Genomic DNA, 19,302 nt, shown 5'->3' on the forward strand with positions numbered 1-19,302 from the left:
AGGATCAAACTCTCCAAGAAAGAGTTGATTAGCTCTTGTGTACATAATGTACATTGTTGATTCCGAAGAATCTTTTTTTAAACGTTGACGTTTTATTGTTCGTTCAGTTTTCAAAGAGCAATTTTATTAACTCCGCCGCTCAAAAGCGACTTTATTAATTTAACATGGACCGTCGTTTCTGTCAACAACTTTTTTCATGTTTTTTTAACAATCAAGTTGTGTGTCAGCAGCGACGTTTATTAATATACCAACTTACGATAACGAAGTCAACAATTTTCACAAAAAAAATAAAATAGATTATGTATGACCGATATTACTGCTTATAAATGCTGCTGCTGCGCGTGTACTTTAAACATTCTTTAGGTGACGCAATCCGGGTAAATAATTGAAATAATATTTTATACCTCTCGTTCATTGCTCTTTTTACCATAGAATCAATTCTTTCATCCTTCAAATCAAATAGGATTTCATCAAGCTCCCTTTTGATTAAGTACTCCATCTCTTGCACTTCTTTTTGATTGATTAGAAATCCGATCATATATCTTCCTCCAGCTCTTTTTTAGTTCTAGTAGTATTTTCCACACGTACTTTTATTATAAGTATTTTTTGCATTTTCTAGACAAGCACAGCATACATATGTAGCAAGCAACGGAATGGACGAGGTGATAGTTAGATGAATTTTTTCTATGTACTAAATGGAAAACGTGTAAAACAGATGATTATAATCATGACTGCCGCTTTTTTTACCGCTTGGATTTTTTACTTTCAGAACCTTATTCATATGCCGGCATTCTCCGTTAAGGATGGACCGAAAGCCATCTATAAAGGAGAAAAAAACGTGGCACTCACCTTTAATATTGGCTGGGGCGATGAAAAAGCTGAGCCGATTCTCGATGTCCTGAAAAAAGAAAATGTTAAGGCTGCTACTTTCTTTCTATCTGGCGCCTGGGCAGAGAGCCACCCTGATATTGTGGAGAGAATCGTAAAAGAAGGATATGAAATAGGCATGCTAGGTTATGAATATAAAGACTATACTGAAATCGAGCCTGAAAAAGTCAGGCAGGATATCGCAAAAGCTCAAACAGCTTTTGGCAAATTAAATGTTAAGAATATTAAACTGCTGCGTGCGCCAACAGGACATTTTGATCAAAACACATTAAAAATAGCAGAAGGATTAGGCTATACGGTTGTTCATTGGAGTATTGATTCTAAAGATTGGACGAATCCCGGCTCAGAAGTGATTATTAAAAATACAGGGAAAGCAAAAAAAGGAGACATTATCCTGCTCCATGCTTCAGATTCAGCTAAACAGACAGCTGCTGCTTTGCCCGATGTAGTCAAGAACATTAATAATAAAGGACATAAACTGGTATCCGTATCTGAAATGATTGCCAATGCTGATGCGAAAACCAATGAGATTAAATAACTAAAAAACTGTTCTCCAGCTGCACTATATTTCTGCAGCTGGAGAACAGTTTATTTTTTTAATGGAATATTCTTTTTCTGATCAAGCTGCTGACGGTGCATACGAGATTGTTCATTAATTTTTTGCAATATCAATAGCTGGTACGCATTGCAAATAATTAATGGGAAAATCATCAGCCATACCCAGCTATACTCATTTACCCTCAAAATCGGCACCCATTCAATCGTTGTGACAACAATCATGAAAAATAAAGCTGGTATAAATGTTTCTTTTGTTGAGATTCTCACTTTCAGAAAAGCAGTTATTAACCCTGCTGCCAGCAGCATAGCCGCTAATCCTATATATGGAAGCAGGCTATCTCCTTGTTCTGCAAATGCGTTGTAGCGAAAGTATACAAGGTCAAACAGAACAAATAATATTAAGACAACCTGTACACCGTTCCATAATTTATGGGACTTGAATATTCCAAGGCCGAAGCGGTGAATCGTTAAGTATGCAAAAAAGCCCATCTGGCTAATAATACTGAAAATCAGTCCAACGCCAAAAAGCCAAAATAATACGGAAAGAACCTCAAGAAAATCAAAGGGCATAAAGATTGAAGAGAATTCATCCCAACGCACAATAAATCCAGTGATGCTCGTTACTACTCCCCCAAGTAACAGGGTTGATAAGAATAATTTTACCCAAAGCCGGCTAGTCAATTTATTTTTCCCCCATAGCATTAAATTCCTAATTATGATTGTACCAACCAAACATTGAAAAATCTAGGTACATCATAGTTCACGCATAATATTTGTCCTTTTTCTTCATTCTAATGTTAAGGATAATTGTGAAAGGAGTCTTTAACATGTTAAAAATAGCCCGAATACTATTCCCTCTTCTTTTTTTGGCCATAATCTCCGGTTGCGGCCAGGAGGAATCCGGCGGTCAAATGGATTATGATCAAACGAAAAAGATGGTTGTAGATATATTAAAAACAGATGATGGCAAAAAGGCGGTTCAAGAACTGCTCGAGGATGACAAAATTAAGCAAACACTTATTATGGATGAAGCCATTGTAGCAGAAACCATTCAGACAACTCTCACTTCTAAAGAAGGCACTGAGTTTTGGAAAACTTCTTTTGAAGATCCTAAGTTTGCTGAAAGCATGGCAAAAAGCATGAAAGACGGAAACGAACAGTTACTAAAAGACTTAATGAAGGATCCCGAATACCGCGGGATGATGATTGAAGTTTTAAAAGATCCGGAGCTGCAAAAAGAAGTGACCAATGTTCTGAAAAGCAAAGAATATCGAGAACATTTACAAACAGTTGTAACGGAGACATTCGAAAGTCCACTGTTTAAGGCAAAACTGCAAGACATTCTCCTCAAGGCCGCAGAAGAAGCCGGCGGCGGTGGCGGTGGTCAAGGAGGCGGCAGTGAAGAACAGCCAGAGGAAGGCGGAGAAGAAAGTGGTGGAGAAGAAGAATCTGGCGGCGGTGGAGGCAGCTAATGCAGCGTAAGTTTGACAGCCTTTTCTCAATAAGAGAAAAGGTTGTCTCTTTAAGAGTTACATACATCAGAACCAATCAAACCCAAGCTAATAAAAAGCGCGAAGCTATAACAGGCTCCACGCTTTTTTGCTATTAATATTCATATCCTTATTGCTTTTATTATTTCTCAGTTGCTTCTACAATTTTCTTAGCAATATCTCCATAAATCTTTCCAAGCTTATGGTCTTGATCATATACCGAAGGAGCAAAATCTTCCTCATTATAATCCGGCTGTGCTAATGGAAGCTGTCCTAAAACGTCTGTCCGTAATTCTTCAGCAAGCTTCTGTCCGCCCCCTTGGCCAAATACATACTCTTTCTCACCCGTTAGCTTGCTTTCAAAGTAGGCCATATTCTCTACCACGCCTAAAATTTCATGCTCTGTTCTTAAAGCCATTGCTCCTGCCCGGGCAGCTACAAAAGCTGCTGTAGCATGCGGTGTTGTAACAACAATTTCTTTACAGGATGGCAGCATTGTATGGACATCAAGTGCCACATCTCCTGTTCCCGGAGGCAGGTCAAGCAGCAAATAATCAAGTTCTCCCCACTCCACCTCGTTAAAGAAACTATTCAGCATTTTGCCAAGCATTGGCCCTCTCCAGATAATAGGAGCGTTATCTTCTACAAAGAATCCCATTGAAATCACTTTTACGCCAAATCTTTCAACCGGGATAATTTGCTCTCCTCTTACAACAGGGCGTTTAGTGATACCCATCATATCCGGTACACTGAATCCATATATATCGGCATCCACCAATCCGACTTTTTTCCCCAGGCGGGCTAACGATATGGCGAGGTTAACAGAAACGGTTGATTTCCCAACGCCGCCCTTGCCGCTGGCGATCGCAATAAATTGTGTCTTGTTTCCAGGAGATAGCAGGCCAGCTCCACTGTCTGCGTTAGCTTGTCTATATTGAGCAAGAATCTCTTCTGGAAGTTCACTGAAACGAATGCCTACAGTTGCTGCTCCTGCCTCTTTTAAGCGATTGACGATTTCTGTCTGCAGCTGCATCTGTTCGGCTGTTCCCGTTTTAGCAATTAAAATCTTCACACTTACATGTTCTTTTTCTTCTTTTATTTTTATTTCCTCAATTGCGTTTAACTCGCCTAATGTTTTATGTAAAAATGGTTCTCTCAGTCCGCTGATTGCGTCTTTCATGCTTTGTTCTGTTAACATCGTAGCCCCTCCTTATGTAATATCACTCTAAGTATTAGCATGGGTAAAATCCATACATTAATTCTACTATAACATGTTTACCCCCAATAAATAGTAAACAAATATCACACTTATATGAATTATTCAGCAGCTGGTGACAGCTTCAATGAAAACGCTATATTAGCCTTAACCAAATCGACATCGAAAAGGTGCTCATGATCATGAGCACCTTAACGGAAACTATTCTTCCTCTTTTAACTCTGCTTCGTTTGTAAAATAGCGGAGAATCCCATTATAAACAGAAGCAGCGACTTTATCCTGATAGTCCTCAGTTTTCAAACGGGATTTTTCTTCAGGATTTGATAAAAACCCGATTTCAACAAGAGCACCTGGCTTTTCCGCATTTTCTACTATATAAACATTATTGATTGGTTTGGCTTTTCTTGTTGTATTCTCGAGGTTTCTGCGTAGCTCATCTTGGATAAACTTCGCTGATCTTCCGTTTTCAATCAAGTGATTTGAATAAAAGGTTTGCGCTCCGCTCCATCGCGGCGATGGGATGGAATTAAGATGAATGCTGACATAGAATTCTGCATTAGAATCATTGATTAGCTCCAGCCGCTTTTTGAGATCCTCGACTTTTCTTCTGCTGTATCCTTTTGTACCTTCAGGAGCTAAGTCCCGATCCTCTTCTCGCGTCATAAGAACAAGCGCGCCTTGCTCTTGAAGATAATCTCTTATCTTTAAAGAGACATCTAAAGCAATGTCCTTTTCGAGAGCTACTTCATCTCCAGCTCCGCCATCAGGACCTCCATGACCAGGATCTAAAAGGATAATCTTCCCTGTTAAAGGTAAGTTCCACGATTCCCAGGAGTCATCCTCAGAGAAATCGTATTGCAGAATAAAAAACAAAATGGTTAAACCAATAATAAATGCGCCAGCTTTTATTTTTTTATTCATATAAGCCACATCAACTCCCCGCTTGTCCTCCATTCAATATATGGGACAAGATGAGGAATTAGAACATGAAAAGAAGAGTGCTTCTAGTTAATGCAGACGAAGCTTCTGTCTGCGCTGCCCTTTGTTAAAGCCTTCATGCCACCAGCTGTTGACATATTGCTCGCACAAATAATAAAGGGATTCACTCATTGCTCCTTCCTCCCCGTGACTCCAGTACAGGAAAAAATGATAGAGCGTATCAGTAAAATGGAGACGTTCTTCACTGCAGCGTTCCATGACTTGTTCATTTGTTTCTCCATGCATGCCAAACCGGCTGTACTGAGCGCCAAGTAAATACGCTTCAATGGCTACATCATAACAAGCTTCCTCGATTCCTGCATTCATGAGTAAATTTGTTACCAATCTGGATGATCCAAAAAAATGTTTTACCTTTTCTTTTAATTCCTTTATAGACAGTTCCTTCAGAACCGATTTCTCATATTTGACTTGCTTTTCTCGTCTTTTTTCTGTAAATGTCGTGATGACAGTCAAATGTATTCACCCCTTGAAGATATTCTTTAACTGTTCTTAGGCAGCCATGCAGAAATCAGCATTGATTCATTTGCCATTTTTCTGCGATTCTTTTCCAATGTAAAAGCATGGGGCTATAGGTAAATACTATAGAGAAAGATGGACTTATGATATACTTATGTCTTGGTTATAAATAAAAGACTATTTGAAGGAGGTGTCCGGTTGGAAGCTCTGATCTTAGAAATGATTGAGGCTTTTAAAGGATTATCTTACTTTGGCATCATGCTGGCCTTAACATTTGAATTTGTTCCAGCTGAGCTTGTACTGCCGCTAGCTGGCTTTTGGGTATATGAAGGGGACATGAATTTATATGGAGCGATTATTGCCGGTTCCATCGGCGGTGTTCTCGGTCCATTGACATTATATGCATTAGGCCGATATGGCGGCCGTCCAGTTGTTTTAAAATTTGGAAAGTATTTTTTAGTAAAAGAAGAGCATATTGATAAAGCGGATGTATTTTTTGCAAAGTATGGAGGAGCAGTTGCCTTTTTAGGACGATTTATTCCTGGGGTGCGCACAGCTATTTCCATTCCATGCGGGATGGCTAAGATGAATATTTGGAAATTTATCATCTATACATATGTTGCCATGCTTCCTGTCACAGCCATTTACGTTTATTTAGGCTATGCTTTAGGGCCGCAATGGGAAAGAGCTGGAGCCATCTTTGCTCAATATGCGAACTATCTTCTGATCCCGATTGCACTATTTCTTATTTGGTTCGTGTTTACAAGACTTCGGAAGAGAAAAATCTAAGGTTTATTTTCTTAATAAAACTAATAGCGGCCAATTTGCCGCTATTTTTTATTTTACTTGGTGCAGAATAGAAGTCAGTTATGCAAAATACTGCCTGCAACATAAAATGCGTGCACTATATTATACTTTTGTTAATCATCTAAAAGGAGTGAAATAGATGCCACACAAACCAAGTATTCGTAAAGAAGACATCCTAAATGCGTTCCAATTTCGCCATGCATGCAAGGAATTCGATCCCGCGCAAAAAATTACAGAAGAGGATTTTGCATTCATTCTAGAAACTGCAAGACTTTCTCCATCTTCATTCGGCTTTGAACCTTGGAAATTTGTTGTTCTGCAAAATGAACACATAAGAGAAAAGCTGCGAGCCGTTTCCTGGGGTGCACAAAAAACACTTCCAACAGCCAGTCACTTCGTTCTTATTCTGAGCCGAGTAAAACAAAGTCTTACCCCAGAATCTGATTATATTCAGCATATCATGAAGGATGTCCATAAAATGCCGCCCGAAGTTGTCAAAGGAATCGGGGGAGCCTACACCAGCTTTATCGAAAATGAATTTAAGCTTAATGCCTTTGACGAACTGTTCTTTCAGTGGGCATCGAGACAATCGTATATTGCCCTCGGAAATATGGTGACAGCCGCAGCCATGATTGGCGTTGACTCATGTCCAATTGAGGGCTTTGATAAAGGAAAAGCAGAGGCTATCTTAAAAGAAGAAGGCATTCTAATCGATGACTTCGGCCTCTCCTGCTTCGTTGCATTCGGATATCGGGCACAAGATCCGCATCGTCCAAAATCCAGACAGCAGGCAGAGGATATTATTCATTGGGTATAATATAAAAAGGGCTCATTGTTCACATCTAGTGATCAATGAGCCTTTTATAAATGGAAGGATAACCAAAAAACAATTACATAGCACTAAAGCATCGCTTTTGCATTATTCTTGCAAGGCTTTCTTAGTGAGCACTCCTGTTATAAGTACGGCTTGCTCACGATCCACTAGTTTATTTTTTCAACATATTGGCGAGCCAATTCTGTCACTTTCTGATAATCTCCATCCGCTTTTGCTGCGTTGACTAGGTTTCCGCCTATTCCAACAGCCACACAGCCATTATCAAGCCACTCTTGAATATTATCCAGACTTACTCCGCCTGTTGGCATAATATTTACATGAGGCAATGGCGCTTTTACTGCTTTAATATAATCCGGTCCCACCAAGCTGCCTGGGAAAAGCTTAATCACATCTGTCCCATAAGTGAGTGCTTCCTGCATTTCAGTGATGGTTACGCATCCTGGCATATACGGGATACCATATAAGTTACAAAGCTTCGCAACTTGTTTGCTGAAAGCAGGACTGACAACAAATTCACTTCCTGCCATAATCGCTAATCTTGCTGTTGTCTCATCCAATACGGTTCCGGCTCCGACAACAACTCTGCTGTCATCCTTATATTCAGAGACCAGTGATTTAATAGCATCTTCTACACCAGGGATTGTGTATGTCAGCTCCACACACGTGATTCCACCTTCAATACAAGCTTTTGTAATCTGTATAGCCTCTTCAGAAGAATCTGCGCGGATGACAGCGACAATTTTTGATTGTGCGATCTGCTGCAAGGTGTTTATTTTTTTCATTTTACTTTCATTCCTTTCTATTAGTTTGCTGTTTTCATAGAACCTGCGGATTGGATAAAATGCTCTAATTTCTCTCTTGTCGGCAGGCCTTCATTATCTCCCGGAGAGCTGAGCTGAATGGCACCAATGGCATTACCGCGTATGACACTATCTTCAATGGACAATCCTTCTGATAATCCGCTGATCACTCCTGCTGCAAATCCATCTCCTGCTCCAACAGTGTCAATAATTTCATCCACTTTAAAGCCTTTAATATAAGTTCCTTCATAATCCTGCCCTTTGGCATAGGCGCCTTTTTCCCCAAGCTTAATGACAACCAGCTTTACACCTTTACGCAGATAGTATTCAGCAATTTCCTCTGGTGTATCAAAGCCCGTTAAGATTTTTCCTTCTGAAATGCCTGGCAGAACCACATCGCATTTAGCAGCTAGGTCATTAATGCTTCGAACCATCTCTTCTTGACTATTCCATAAATTTGGACGCAGATTCGGATCAAACGATATGGTAGCCCCGGCCTTTCTGCCTTCTTCTGCAAAAAAGTGAGAAACAGTCTTTGTCTCAGAGGAAAGTGCCAAAAATACACCCGTTAGATGCACAACATCAAACTTAGAGAAGTCTACCTCCTTAAATTGATCCAGTCCAATTCTGGAAGCGGCACTTCCTTTACGGAAACTGGCGACATGAGGATCTCCTTCTGCCACCTTTTCTTTCATCTGCAAGCCTGTAACATAGTCATTGCTCTCAAAAACGAATGAACTGCTTATATGTTCACTTTCAATAAATCTTTTAATCGATTTGCCTAAAGGATCATTTCCCACTTGAGTGGCATAATACACTTCATGGCCAAGTCTCGCCATGCCAACGCTTACATTTAGCTCTGCTCCAGCAATCGAGCGCGTAAATTTCTGCACCTTTTCCAGCGGGCCAAATTCATCAGAAACAAACAAGCCCATTGCTTCGCCGATTGTTACGATCCTCTTCCCCATTTTATATCCACCTCACTGATTTAACTCCATACTTCTTATTGTATTTATTTTACATACTCATAGTTTCATATTATGGAACAATGTTCCGTAAATTAATTATACCTTGCCTCTATTTAATGGTCAATGAGAAAAAGGCTGCAGATATTTTCTTATGCAAATGAAAGAGACACTGTTTGACTGCTGGTTTTTCTTCGTCAGTCATTCAATGTCTCCTTCTTTAGCGTATTCACTACTTATACTCTTTTGCATTCTCCATTGCCGGAATTAAGATCCGAATGAAGGTGCCCTTATTCGGTGTGCTGTTTACTTGAATGGTGCCATCATGCAGTTGTACAAGTTGTTTGGCAATCGCCATGCCAAGCCCTGTTCCCATACTCGTATCACTTGTATTAGTGCCCCGGTAGTACCGCTGAAATAGCTTATCAAGTGTTTCCTGATCCATGCCAATTCCATCATCTTCTACTTTAATCACAATAAAATGCTGTTCAATCAAAGAAACTGAAACAGTAATAGATGTATGAGCCGGGTTATATTTGATGGCGTTTTGAATTAAATTGTCCAGTATCCGCTGAAACCATTTGGGGTCAATATGAGCTGATATTCTCTTAGGAGAAGGATTAAATATCAGGTTTAGGTCCCTGTTGTTTGGATCATTAACAAAATAAATGATGGTTCTGCGGATAAATTCATTTAGATCCACTTCTTCTTTTACAATAGGGAGTGCCTGATTCCTCAGCCGGTAAGTCAGTGTCAGGTCCTCAAGTAATTCCATCATATAAGCTGACTTGTCAGTGATAATTTCTCCAAAATCCTTTGTTTCCTGTTCAGACCAAGAATAATTTGGCGATTTAAGCATTTGAGAGTAACCTGCTATGGATGCAAGCGGAGTTTTTAAATCATGTGATATCCCGCTGATCCACTCTTCTCTTGTCTTCGTCATTTTCAGCCGCTCAGATTCATTATCTTTTAACGTTTTCGTTAGCTGATGAAGAGCCAGAATAAAATCTTTATATAATCGGTATTTCTTTTTTAGCTTTCCCTTCTTATTCATTAGAACAGATTGCTGATGGAGATCCTGTGGTTCTTCAAAAATACCATCACCAAGATTTTTGATCCATTTCATCATTGTAATCAAAGGAATGCCAAATTTGCGCGCATACCAGAACGTTCCCAATAGAAGCAATAAAAACAGAATCACAAAAGCAATCAGGAAACTTTGACTGATATGTTTATAGAAGCTCTCATCGGTGGACGCTGCTGGGTCATTGCGACCTATGCCTACGATAAGCGTTTGTCCTGTCTCTTCATGGAAGTAAGCACTCGCTGTATTTTTGTCATGTTCTGAGATGAATGTAAGTTCCTCGAAACTGTAATGGCTAGGCTGTGCTTCTGCTGCAAATTCATCCACAACATCGCCAGCCGGATTGATAAGTTGAACCCAGCTGTGTTCTTTATTCAATTTGTCGATTGCGCGATCCGTTAAGTTTAGTTTCTGTTTATCCCACTCTGCCAGCCTTTGGGTCTGTGTTAGCAGATCTTGCAAAGCATTTCCTTTTCTAATCAATAAATAGTAGGGGTCCATATCCTTCCAATCAACCAAATCAATAAATGAATGTTCCCCTGTTCCTCCTAAAATTAGTGAAGCTAATTCACCTTGCTCTATCGGAGAAAGATCTGTTTCTAACGCAGGATAAGAACCAGCAATTTGACCTTCTTTTGTGAAAACGATCAGTTCCATATCCTGATTTTTTACTAGCTGTTTCAATTTGTCATTAAATACAGCCTTTCCATCTTTCATAGAGATGGCCTCGGAAAAATAAAACGAATCACCCTTGGACAAATCCTTCTCAATGTCAGCGCTGCTAATCGAAAAGCCAATCATTCCCCAGATCGCTATGAATAGGAGAAGCAGCAGAATAAAGCCTATTATAATCTGAAATAAAAACTGGACGATAAAACGTCTATAAATGTTCATGACGAACCCCGTCCGGAACAAATTTATAACCGAGTCCCCGGACCGTTACAATGTACTTAGGTTTACTTGGGTTCGCTTCAATCTTTTCACGAAGCTTTCTAATATGTACCATAATCGTATTATCTTCACCTAGAAACGCTTCGCCCCACACTCGTTCATAGAGCTGGCTTTTGCTGAACAGCTGGTTCGGATGCTTACAAAAGAATAGCAGCAGCTGATATACTTGTGCAGGCAACTCAACCTGTTTCCCTTTTACTTTTACTTCTCCAGACGAGGCATTTACAGCCAAATATCCAAATTGATAGTTTGTTTGTGCAGGGATTGTTCTTAACGTACTCCTGCGCAGATGAGCTTTCACTCTGGCCACAACTTCCAACGGATTAAACGGTTTTGTAATATAGTCATCCGCTCCCAGAGCAAATCCTGAAAGTTTATCTAAATCAGTTGATTTTGCTGTTAAGAAGAAAATAGGAGCATCCGTCGTTTCTCTAATTAAAGGACAAATTTCGAAGCCGCTCCGATTGGGCAGCATTACATCAAGCAGAATCAAATCGTACCGTTTCATCTTACAAAGGGATAGTGCTTCCTCTGCTGTACCTGCCGTATCAATATGTTTAAAGGATTCTTTTGTTAAAATGATTTTTAGCATTTGTACAATGGCTTTTTCATCATCGACAATTAATATATGTTCTTGCATAAATCTATTCACCTCTTTTACTTACATCCCCATCTTAACATTAGATGTGATTTCGGATGGAAGAATTAAGGTTGAATTAAGGTGAAGTTTCTTCTTACATAAGATTGAGTCCTTATACTGAATATCAATTACACATTTGTGAAGGGAGTATTGTAAAAATTATGTATGTAATCAGCAAAAGGGAGTTTTTCAGTTTATTTAAAAGTATAAAATCCATTATCATTATCGCAATTTTATTGGCAACTGCTTATTATTCTTCCAAATTCTCAAACGCATTAACGAATGTCGTAGACTTTACTGCAGATGAAATGAACTATGTTCATACAATTGGACTGCTTTCATTATTGCTATTGTTTGGACAGTTATTTGTATTAGGACTTTCACATGATTGCATAAATAGAGAAACACATGAGCGGACGATGCGTTTTTTAGTAACAAGAACATCCAGATTGTCTATTTTGTTCGGGAAATTTTTGGGAATCGTTCTCTTTTGGACAGTCTGTGTCACCATTTCGTTTTTGATCATCAGCATTTTTGCCAGGCAGTTCGATTTTTTCAGCTTTTTTCAAGTCATGAGTCTCTTAATCTACCAGATTTCATTGACGATTCTGCTTTCTACAATCATTCCAAAACCAGGCATTACCATGTTTCTTGGCATTCTGCTCGGTATCGCCTTTCCGATTTTCGGGATGTGGATTACGTTTACGTCAAATGAATGGGTAAGCTGGCTTAAGTTTGTCACTCCATTTTACTATTTAGAGCATGATAACTATTTATTCTTGATTATTAATATACTGGCGGCATTTTTGCTGTTTATCTCAGCTGTCATTTTCAAAAGGAGGGAATTTTAATGACTGCGATTGAAACAAATCAGTTAAGAAAGGCATATGGAGCACATCAAGTAGTGAAGGGAATTGATCTGGTTATAGAAAAGGGTGAAGTTTTTGGTTTTCTTGGCCGCAATGGTGCCGGAAAGTCAACATTCATTAATATGCTGACAGGCATTATCCGGCCAACATCCGGCACCTTTTCGCTGCTTGGCGTTCATGGTTCTGTTGAGAAAGTAAAGAAACGGGTTGGTGTAATGCCTGACTACTCTACTTTTTATGAATCTCTAACAGCATTTGATCATTTAAAGTTTCTGTCTGCACTTTCTGGAAAACCTACTGGAAAACAACATTGTATGGCGGTCTTGCGGTCTGTCGGATTAGATGGGCATGCACATGTTAAAACCTCTAAATTTTCTTTTGGCATGAAAAAGAAGCTTGGTATTGCCCAGGCAATCATTCATGACCCGGAGCTCATTTTTCTCGATGAACCAACGTCTGGATTAGATGCAGAATCCGTTCTTCATATTCATAAGCTGATTCATGATTTAAAAATGCGCGGAAAGACCATTTTTATGACTTCCCACAATTTAGATGAGGTAGAAAAAGTGTGTACCCGAATTGCCATCATGAAAGAAGGCAAGGTTGGCAAAATTGGTACGATGGAGGAGCTGCGGACTTTTTACCGTTCTACACTGACTGTAACGGTTAAGCATTCTCCTATGTCTAAAGGAGATCAGCATACAATGATGGAATGGCTCCAATCAGTTGGCACAGATGTTTCTGCTGCTGATTCACAAGTAACGCTCACCCTTGATCATGAGAAAAAAATTGCAGAAGTCATCCGTGCTTTTAATCAGAAAAAAATCGATGTTTACCGTGTCAGTGTTGATGAACCTTCGCTTGAGGAGATATTTTTAGAAGAGTAAATGGTAAATTTAAAAGATCCCCATTAAGGGGATCTTTAGCTTTTTTTAGCATCAAAGTGAAGTGTGGTTATTAAATTCTCGTCCAAACTCCCACACTTCTGATTTCTTTATATTCTGGTTCCCATACGGCATCGTTTACAGCTTTAGCTGGATCTGTTATTTCTGCTCTTGCAATTCCCTCTTCCATGGCCGCTTTTGCTACTTGAACTGCCACATAAATAGATACTTCATGCAAATGCTCAATGGACGGAAGAAGAGATGCACCAGGCTGACTGCTGTCAGACATTTCGGCAACGGCATTTGAAGCGGCAGCAAACATCCCTTTTGAAATGACTTCTGCCTTAGCCACAATAGCGCCAAGTCCCAGCCCCGGGAATACAAACGCATTGTTTGACTGACCAATCTCATATGTGATCCCATTATGTTCGATATTATTAAACGGACTGCCAGTGGCAATAAGCGCTTTTCCATCTGTCCATTTAATCAGATTTTCAGGCACTGCCTCCGCAAGAGAAGTCGGATTAGACATCGGCATGATAATCGGGCGTTCCACATGCTTCGCCATTTCTTTAATAATCTCTTCTGTGAACGCACCCGCTTGTCCAGAAGTACCGATTAAAATCGTTGGCTTTACTCTCTGCACCACTTCTTTTAAAGTGATAAGTCCATCCTCATTGCGGTCCCAGCCATCTACTTCAGCTGCTGATCTAACATAAGGCTTTTGGAAGTCAAAAACATCAGGTGTTTCATCTGTCAGCAAGCCTCTATAATCAATAGCCCAGAATTGGCTATATGCCTCTTCTTTTGTCAGTCCATCAAGAATCATAGCATCGGCAATTTGATCAGCATTTCCAATTCCAGCAGCCCCCGGCCCGAAGACTACAATCCGCTGATCCTTCATAGAAGTTCCTGTCACTTTCAATGCTGACATGATTGCAGCTAGCGTAACTGCACCTGTACCTTGAATGTCATCATTGAACGTAAGGATCTTATCACCATATTTATCTAAGATTTTTCGGGCATTTACATTGCCAAAATCCTCCCAGTGAAGAAGAACTTCCGGAAAATGCGTTCTGGCAGACTCAATAAACAAATCAATAAATTCATCATATTGCTCACCGCGAACACGAGGGATTTTATTCCCCACATATAGAGGATCAGCAATTAGCTCCTGATTGTTTGTACCCACATCAAGCACAACCGGCAGAACACGGCTAGGGTCAATTCCAGCAGCTGCAGTATATACAGCAAGTTTTCCAATGGCAATATTAATTCCGCCTACCCCTTGATCTCCGATGCCAAGAATACTTTCGGAGTCTGTAACAACGATTAAATCGATTCCATCTTTAGGCTGTCCAAGGTTTTGAAAAGCTTCTTCAATTCCCTTTGGATCATCAATAGAAAGGTATAAGCCGCCTGGGCGACGGTAAGTATGTGAATACGACTGAATCGCATCGCTGACCGTAGGAGTATAGATAATCGGCAGCATTTCTGCTAAATGCTCTTTTAAAAGCCGATAGAATAAAACAACATTGCGGTTATATAAATCATATAGCAGTCCATTTTTGAATAAATCAGTCGTTCTCATGGAGTATTGCTCATAAGCTCTGCTCACTTGTTCCTCTAATGTAAGCACCTGTGATGGCAGCAGTCCATTCAGACCCAGATCTTCTCTTTCCTCTTTTGTAAATGCAATCCCTTTATTCAAATAAGGATTAGAGAGAATTTCTTTCCCTTTTAATGGTGTGATAATAATATCCTTAGAAGCACTCATGAAATTTCCTTCTTTCTCTATAATAAGGTTGTCTATTATCTTATTTTAACATGTTCATAACCTTTGAATTCTACTTATAGGTAATTACCTTATTTATATTATTTTTTGACTAAACAAAGCAGACAGTATGAATGCTGCCTGCTTTGCATTTGTCTTTTTAAGATTAGCTTACCAGTTTTAAAAGCATGATCGCAAGAATGACAGTAGCTGCACCGCCAAGTCTTGTCGCAATTTGTGCAAAAGGCATTAATGACATACGGTTGGATGCCGAGAGAATCGCAACATCTCCAGTTCCGCCAAGTCCGCTATGACAGCCTGTAACAATAGCCGAATCAATTGGGTGCATGTTCATAAGCTTTCCGACAAAGTAACCCGTTGCAACCATAGCAACAACGACCGCCACACAGACAACAATGTATGAAGGAGTAACAATCTTTACAACATCTTCTAATGGAATGTACAAAAGACCAAGACCAACCATTAATGGCCACGTTAAGCTTGAAGACACAAATTTATACATATTGTGTGCACCTTGTTCAATCTTTGCCGGAACAAGTTTGAAGCACTTAACCAATGCAGCAGCAACAATCATTAAGACAGGACCAGGCATTCCCAGTACCATATGGCCAAGTCCTCCCACAATAAAGAATGTACATGCAATTAATAGACCTGCACCCATTAATGGAAAATCAACTGGTTTATTAATCGTTGTTGATTCTGTAATGCCATCTCCGCCTTTTGATTTAACCAAAGTACCATTTCCAGTTAAATGCGGTTTCTTTGTTCCTAAGCGGGAAAGAAGACCAGCGCAAATGATGGCTGCAATATTGCCGATGACCGCTGCTGGGATTAACTGTCCAACAAAGGTTTCTGCATCAGCACCTAAAACCTGCCCGTAGCCAATGGAGAGCGGCAGTATCCCTTCACCAATTCCTCCACCGATAATTGGAACGACGATAAAGAATAATGTGTGCTTCGCAGAATAGCCGAACAGCATACCAACAAGAACTCCTGCACCAACAGAAGCAAGCGTACCAAGAACAAGCGGTACAAACATTTTAGAGAAGCCTTGGAGAAGCACTTTGCGATTCATGCCAAGAATACTTCCGGCTACAAGAATTGAGATATAAAGATATAGAAAGTTCGATGATTTCATTAATTGCGTTACTGCTGTCATACCTGTTTCATTAATAAGATTAAAATACGCTAATATGGATGGTACGAGCAAAGCCATAATAGCAGGTCCGCCAATATCCTTTAAGACTGGAATTTTCATCCCAATTTCCCCCAGCAGAATCCCCATTGTAATAATAATGGCGAAGCCGCCAATCATGTCTGTAGGCAATACTTCATATACTGTAGCAAGATAAACTACTGTAGCGATACAAAGATAAAGCGGTAATGGAATAACTCCGATATTTATATGAAGTAAATTAAATTTACTTTTTTCACCAGAACCTCCAGGAATAGGAGTAAGCGATTCCAATTTCTTAGCTGTTTGTGCCATACATAAACCCCCCTTTGAATTGTTACTGGTTCATCATATTATTTAGTAAACCGTTTTCAAAGATTATGAAAGTTAATTCTTTCTTTTTGTAAATAAAAAAAGTAAGCAGCAAAATGCACTGCTTACAAAAAGTTTTTTATTAGATGCTCTTTAAAGCGGTTGTATTCATGCTGATAAACAGGCCTGCCGATCGTCCCGTATATCACCTTTACATCCAGAATGCCGATTTCCTTTAGAAAGTTAAGATATTTTCTAGCTGACACTCTTGATATGCCTACATGATTTGCCACCTCATCAGTAGAAAAAGCTTCATCCTTCAAACCCTGAATCGATTCCCATACTTGCTTTAATGTATCTTTCGTCAGTCCCTTTGGGAGCTCTTCTGCTATGGCACTTTCTTCTCTATTTAAAAGTAAATGATCAAGTTCCTGCTGACTGACTGCATTCTGCTTATGAGCCAGCATTGTTTTTTGCCGGTAACTTGTAAGTGCTGCATTGAATCTCTCAAACTCAAACGGTTTAATTAAGTAATCTGCCACTCCATACCGCAATGCTTTTTGAATACGTTCCAAATCCGATGCAGCAGAAATAATGATGACGTCTATTTCAAGCTCATTCTTTCTTAGATATGTCAGCAGTTCTAGTCCTACCTTCCCAGGCATAAAAAGATCTAACAGAATCAGCTGAATGTCATTGAGCTCCAGCAAATGAACCGCTTCATCGACTGAGCCTGCGGTTGCAGTTAAGCGAAAACCATCAATCTTTGAAAGATATTGCTTATTAATTTCCGCTACCATCGGGTCATCTTCCACAATCATGACTGAAATCATACTGATTCACCTTCTTCCTTGTACGGAATATATACAGCAAAATTCGTCCCCTTGCCTATTTTAGATGAGACAATTAAATCCCCTTCCAGCCTTTCAATTGCCATCTGCAGAAGATAGAGTCCGAATCCGCGGTTTTCACCTTTTGTCGAAAATCCCTTTTCAAGGATCTGATCCTGAATGGCGTGTTCCATGCCCTTTCCTGTATCCTTAACCTCGACTGTTAAAATCTCTTCTGCATAATCCAGCATAAGTTCGACTTTCTTATTAGGACAGTCTGCAACTGCCTCTAATGCATTATCGATCAGATTACCTATAATTGTAATGAGCTCATTAGTTGTTTTTGAATAGGCTGGCTTTGGAATTTTATTCGTGCATTCAATGGATAGGGAAGCACCAGATTCTCTGGCAAAGCTAAGCTTCCCAATTAGAAACCCCGCAAGGACTGGATCAAGAACCATTTTCGTAACAAAACTGACTTCCGTTTCGCGGTGACTGACTGTTTCACTCACATAGTTAGTGAGTGTCTCATACTGCTCTGTACGAACCAACCCTAAAATAACATGAAGTTTATTCATAAATTCATGTGCCTGTGCACGGAGAGCATCAGCATAATTACGGACACCCGTGAGCTGTTCAGCAAGAAGCTGAACCTCTGTTTTATCACGGAATGTAGCGATTGCTCCTACCGGCTCGTTATCAACAACTACTGGAACTCTGTTAACGAGAATGGTGACTCCATTTAACTTTTGCTCTTGGTCCAGCTCCGTTTGCCCGGATTTGATAATGCGCGTCAACCTAGTCTCTGGCAGATAATTTTCAATGCTATGGCCCATAGGGTTTCCTTCAATGCCCGCTTTTTTAAAAAGCCTCGATGCTGCTCGATTCACCAAAGTAATTTTCCCTTCCTGGTCAATTGCGATAATGCCTTCTCTTACTGACTGGAGCATAGAACTCCGCTCTTCCAGGAGCTTTGCAATCACAGATGGTTCAAGTCCTAAAAGGATTTTTTTAATATACTTTGCCAGCCCTACTGCCCCGATAATACCGATCAAGATGCCAATTAAAGTACCAATTACCATAACCATTTGACCTTTATGTACGGCCTTCGTAACGGTATCTAATGAAATTCCAACCGCAGCTGCCCCAACTTGAATGCCCTGCGCATTCTTAATAGGAGTAAACGCTCTTAACGAAGGACCGAGTGAACCTTTTGCGGTCGACACATACTCTTTCCCTTGTAGAACTGGCCCTTCATCTCCTCCCCTAAAATGCCTGCCAATTTCGTTAGGATCCGGATGGGAAAGGCGGATTCCCTCCATATTCATTACCACAACAAAGTTAACCTCTGTCAGTTCTTTTATTTCATTGGTAAACGGCTGAACATTTTCCTGATTCGCTGGTTCTTCAAGTGCACGGATAACTTGGGGACTGATTGCCACCATCCTTGCCACATTTAGCGCCTTGTCTTTCTGTGTATCTTCAACACTGGAAGTAATCCCTCTGCTAATGAGCAAATCCGTTATTCCAAGTGACAGCGCCACAACAATGCATACAAATAGAATAATGACCGCTTGTAAACTAATTTTAGGCTTTTTCATAACAACCTCCAGGCAAGTATTATTTATATTATGGATAAAATGACAGATTAAATGAGAAGAGACTGCTAAGCTTAATGGGCTTAAGCAGTCTCCACTTGTGAATCCAAATGAAACGCACAAAAAAACATGCTAACTTTTATTATAATAT

General features: G+C 39.9%; 18 protein-coding genes and 1 pseudogene. 6 read left to right on the plus strand and 13 right to left on the minus strand.

Features of this window, described 5'->3' with window-relative positions; all coding sequences use genetic code 11:
• Positions 1-313: 313 nt before the first annotated feature.
• Positions 314-538: a hypothetical protein gene (locus tag F7732_RS20600; RefSeq protein WP_151575938.1), complete on the minus strand. Its 225-nt coding sequence runs from the start codon at positions 536-538 to the stop codon at positions 314-316.
• Positions 539-673: 135 nt separating this feature from the next.
• Here F7732_RS20600 and pdaB point away from each other — a divergent pair, with 135 nt between their 5' ends.
• On the plus strand, positions 674-1,426 hold the full coding sequence (gene pdaB / locus F7732_RS20605) for a polysaccharide deacetylase family sporulation protein PdaB (RefSeq protein ID WP_151575939.1): 753 nt from the start codon (positions 674-676) through the stop codon (positions 1,424-1,426).
• Between the two features lie 50 nt (positions 1,427-1,476).
• Here pdaB and F7732_RS20610 read toward each other — a convergent pair whose 3' ends face one another.
• Positions 1,477-2,127 (minus strand): KinB-signaling pathway activation protein, encoded by a 651-nt coding sequence (locus F7732_RS20610; protein WP_151575940.1) that lies wholly within the window; start codon positions 2,125-2,127, stop codon positions 1,477-1,479.
• Between the two features lie 146 nt (positions 2,128-2,273).
• Between F7732_RS20610 and gerD the strand changes: the two genes are divergently transcribed.
• Positions 2,274-2,918, plus strand: a complete 645-nt coding sequence (gerD, locus tag F7732_RS20615) for a spore germination lipoprotein GerD (RefSeq protein WP_151575941.1) — start codon at positions 2,274-2,276, stop codon at positions 2,916-2,918.
• Positions 2,919-3,078: 160 nt separating this feature from the next.
• Here gerD and F7732_RS20620 read toward each other — a convergent pair whose 3' ends face one another.
• The 3 genes from F7732_RS20620 to F7732_RS20630 form a co-directional block, all read right to left on the minus strand.
• Positions 3,079-4,134 carry a P-loop NTPase gene (locus F7732_RS20620; protein ID WP_151575942.1) on the minus strand — a complete coding sequence of 352 codons (1,056 nt, stop codon included), beginning with the start codon at positions 4,132-4,134 and terminating at the stop codon, positions 3,079-3,081.
• Between the two features lie 219 nt (positions 4,135-4,353).
• Positions 4,354-5,073, minus strand: coding sequence for an N-acetylmuramoyl-L-alanine amidase CwlD (gene cwlD, locus F7732_RS20625; RefSeq protein ID WP_151575943.1), 720 nt, complete (start codon positions 5,071-5,073; stop codon positions 4,354-4,356).
• 87 nt (positions 5,074-5,160) lie between these two features.
• Positions 5,161-5,604: a YbaK family protein gene (locus F7732_RS20630; protein WP_151575944.1), complete on the minus strand. Its 444-nt coding sequence runs from the start codon at positions 5,602-5,604 to the stop codon at positions 5,161-5,163.
• 201 nt (positions 5,605-5,805) lie between these two features.
• Between F7732_RS20630 and F7732_RS20635 the strand changes: the two are divergent.
• Together F7732_RS20635 and F7732_RS20640 are read left to right on the plus strand one after the other, a co-directional pair.
• A pseudogene (locus F7732_RS20635) lies at positions 5,806-6,298 on the plus strand (DedA family protein); the annotation flags it as partial.
• Positions 6,299-6,553: 255 nt separating this feature from the next.
• Positions 6,554-7,231, plus strand: a complete 678-nt coding sequence (locus F7732_RS20640; RefSeq protein WP_192913071.1) for an NAD(P)H-dependent oxidoreductase — start codon at positions 6,554-6,556, stop codon at positions 7,229-7,231.
• 164 nt (positions 7,232-7,395) lie between these two features.
• Here the strand turns inward: F7732_RS20640 and F7732_RS20645 are convergent, their stop codons facing one another.
• From F7732_RS20645 to F7732_RS20660, 4 genes are all read right to left on the minus strand, one after another.
• Complete coding sequence (locus tag F7732_RS20645) at positions 7,396-8,031, minus strand: bifunctional 2-keto-4-hydroxyglutarate aldolase/2-keto-3-deoxy-6-phosphogluconate aldolase (RefSeq protein ID WP_151575946.1); 636 nt, start codon at positions 8,029-8,031, stop codon at positions 7,396-7,398.
• A 20-nt stretch (positions 8,032-8,051) separates the two neighbouring features.
• The gene (locus tag F7732_RS20650) at positions 8,052-9,017 is read right to left on the minus strand and encodes a sugar kinase (RefSeq protein WP_151575947.1); all 966 of its coding nucleotides are present in this window, start codon (positions 9,015-9,017) and stop codon (positions 8,052-8,054) included.
• 229 nt (positions 9,018-9,246) lie between these two features.
• Positions 9,247-10,992: a sensor histidine kinase gene (locus tag F7732_RS20655; protein WP_151575948.1), complete on the minus strand. Its 1,746-nt coding sequence runs from the start codon at positions 10,990-10,992 to the stop codon at positions 9,247-9,249.
• Positions 10,979-11,689: a response regulator transcription factor gene (locus F7732_RS20660; RefSeq protein WP_151575949.1), complete on the minus strand. Its 711-nt coding sequence runs from the start codon at positions 11,687-11,689 to the stop codon at positions 10,979-10,981. Before F7732_RS20660 ends, F7732_RS20655 begins: the two co-directional genes overlap by 14 nt.
• Before the next feature lie 161 nt (positions 11,690-11,850).
• Here F7732_RS20660 and F7732_RS20665 point away from each other — a divergent pair, with 161 nt between their 5' ends.
• Both F7732_RS20665 and F7732_RS20670 read left to right on the plus strand, forming a co-directional pair.
• Positions 11,851-12,540: an ABC-2 transporter permease gene (locus F7732_RS20665; RefSeq protein WP_151575950.1), complete on the plus strand. Its 690-nt coding sequence runs from the start codon at positions 11,851-11,853 to the stop codon at positions 12,538-12,540.
• Positions 12,540-13,445, plus strand: coding sequence for an ABC transporter ATP-binding protein (locus F7732_RS20670; RefSeq protein WP_151575951.1), 906 nt, complete (start codon positions 12,540-12,542; stop codon positions 13,443-13,445). Before F7732_RS20665 ends, F7732_RS20670 begins: the two co-directional genes overlap by 1 nt.
• 70 nt (positions 13,446-13,515) lie before the next feature.
• Here the strand turns inward: F7732_RS20670 and F7732_RS20675 are convergent, their stop codons facing one another.
• From F7732_RS20675 to dcuS, 4 genes are all read right to left on the minus strand, one after another.
• Complete coding sequence (locus tag F7732_RS20675) at positions 13,516-15,219, minus strand: NAD-dependent malic enzyme (protein WP_151575952.1); 1,704 nt, start codon at positions 15,217-15,219, stop codon at positions 13,516-13,518.
• Positions 15,220-15,382: 163 nt separating this feature from the next.
• Positions 15,383-16,726 (minus strand): 2-hydroxycarboxylate transporter family protein, encoded by a 1,344-nt coding sequence (locus F7732_RS20680; RefSeq protein WP_151575953.1) that lies wholly within the window; start codon positions 16,724-16,726, stop codon positions 15,383-15,385.
• A gap of 122 nt (positions 16,727-16,848) precedes the next feature.
• Positions 16,849-17,556, minus strand: coding sequence for a response regulator (locus tag F7732_RS20685; protein ID WP_151575954.1), 708 nt, complete (start codon positions 17,554-17,556; stop codon positions 16,849-16,851).
• Positions 17,553-19,154, minus strand: a complete 1,602-nt coding sequence (gene dcuS / locus F7732_RS20690) for a DcuS/MalK family sensor histidine kinase (RefSeq protein ID WP_151575955.1) — start codon at positions 19,152-19,154, stop codon at positions 17,553-17,555. The genes F7732_RS20685 and dcuS overlap by 4 nt, the downstream gene beginning before the upstream one ends.
• Between the last annotated feature and the right edge of the window lie 148 nt (positions 19,155-19,302).

Source organism: Bacillus mesophilum, assembly GCF_008923265.1.
Classification (GTDB): domain Bacteria; phylum Bacillota; class Bacilli; order Bacillales; family Cytobacillaceae; genus Cytobacillus; species Cytobacillus mesophilum.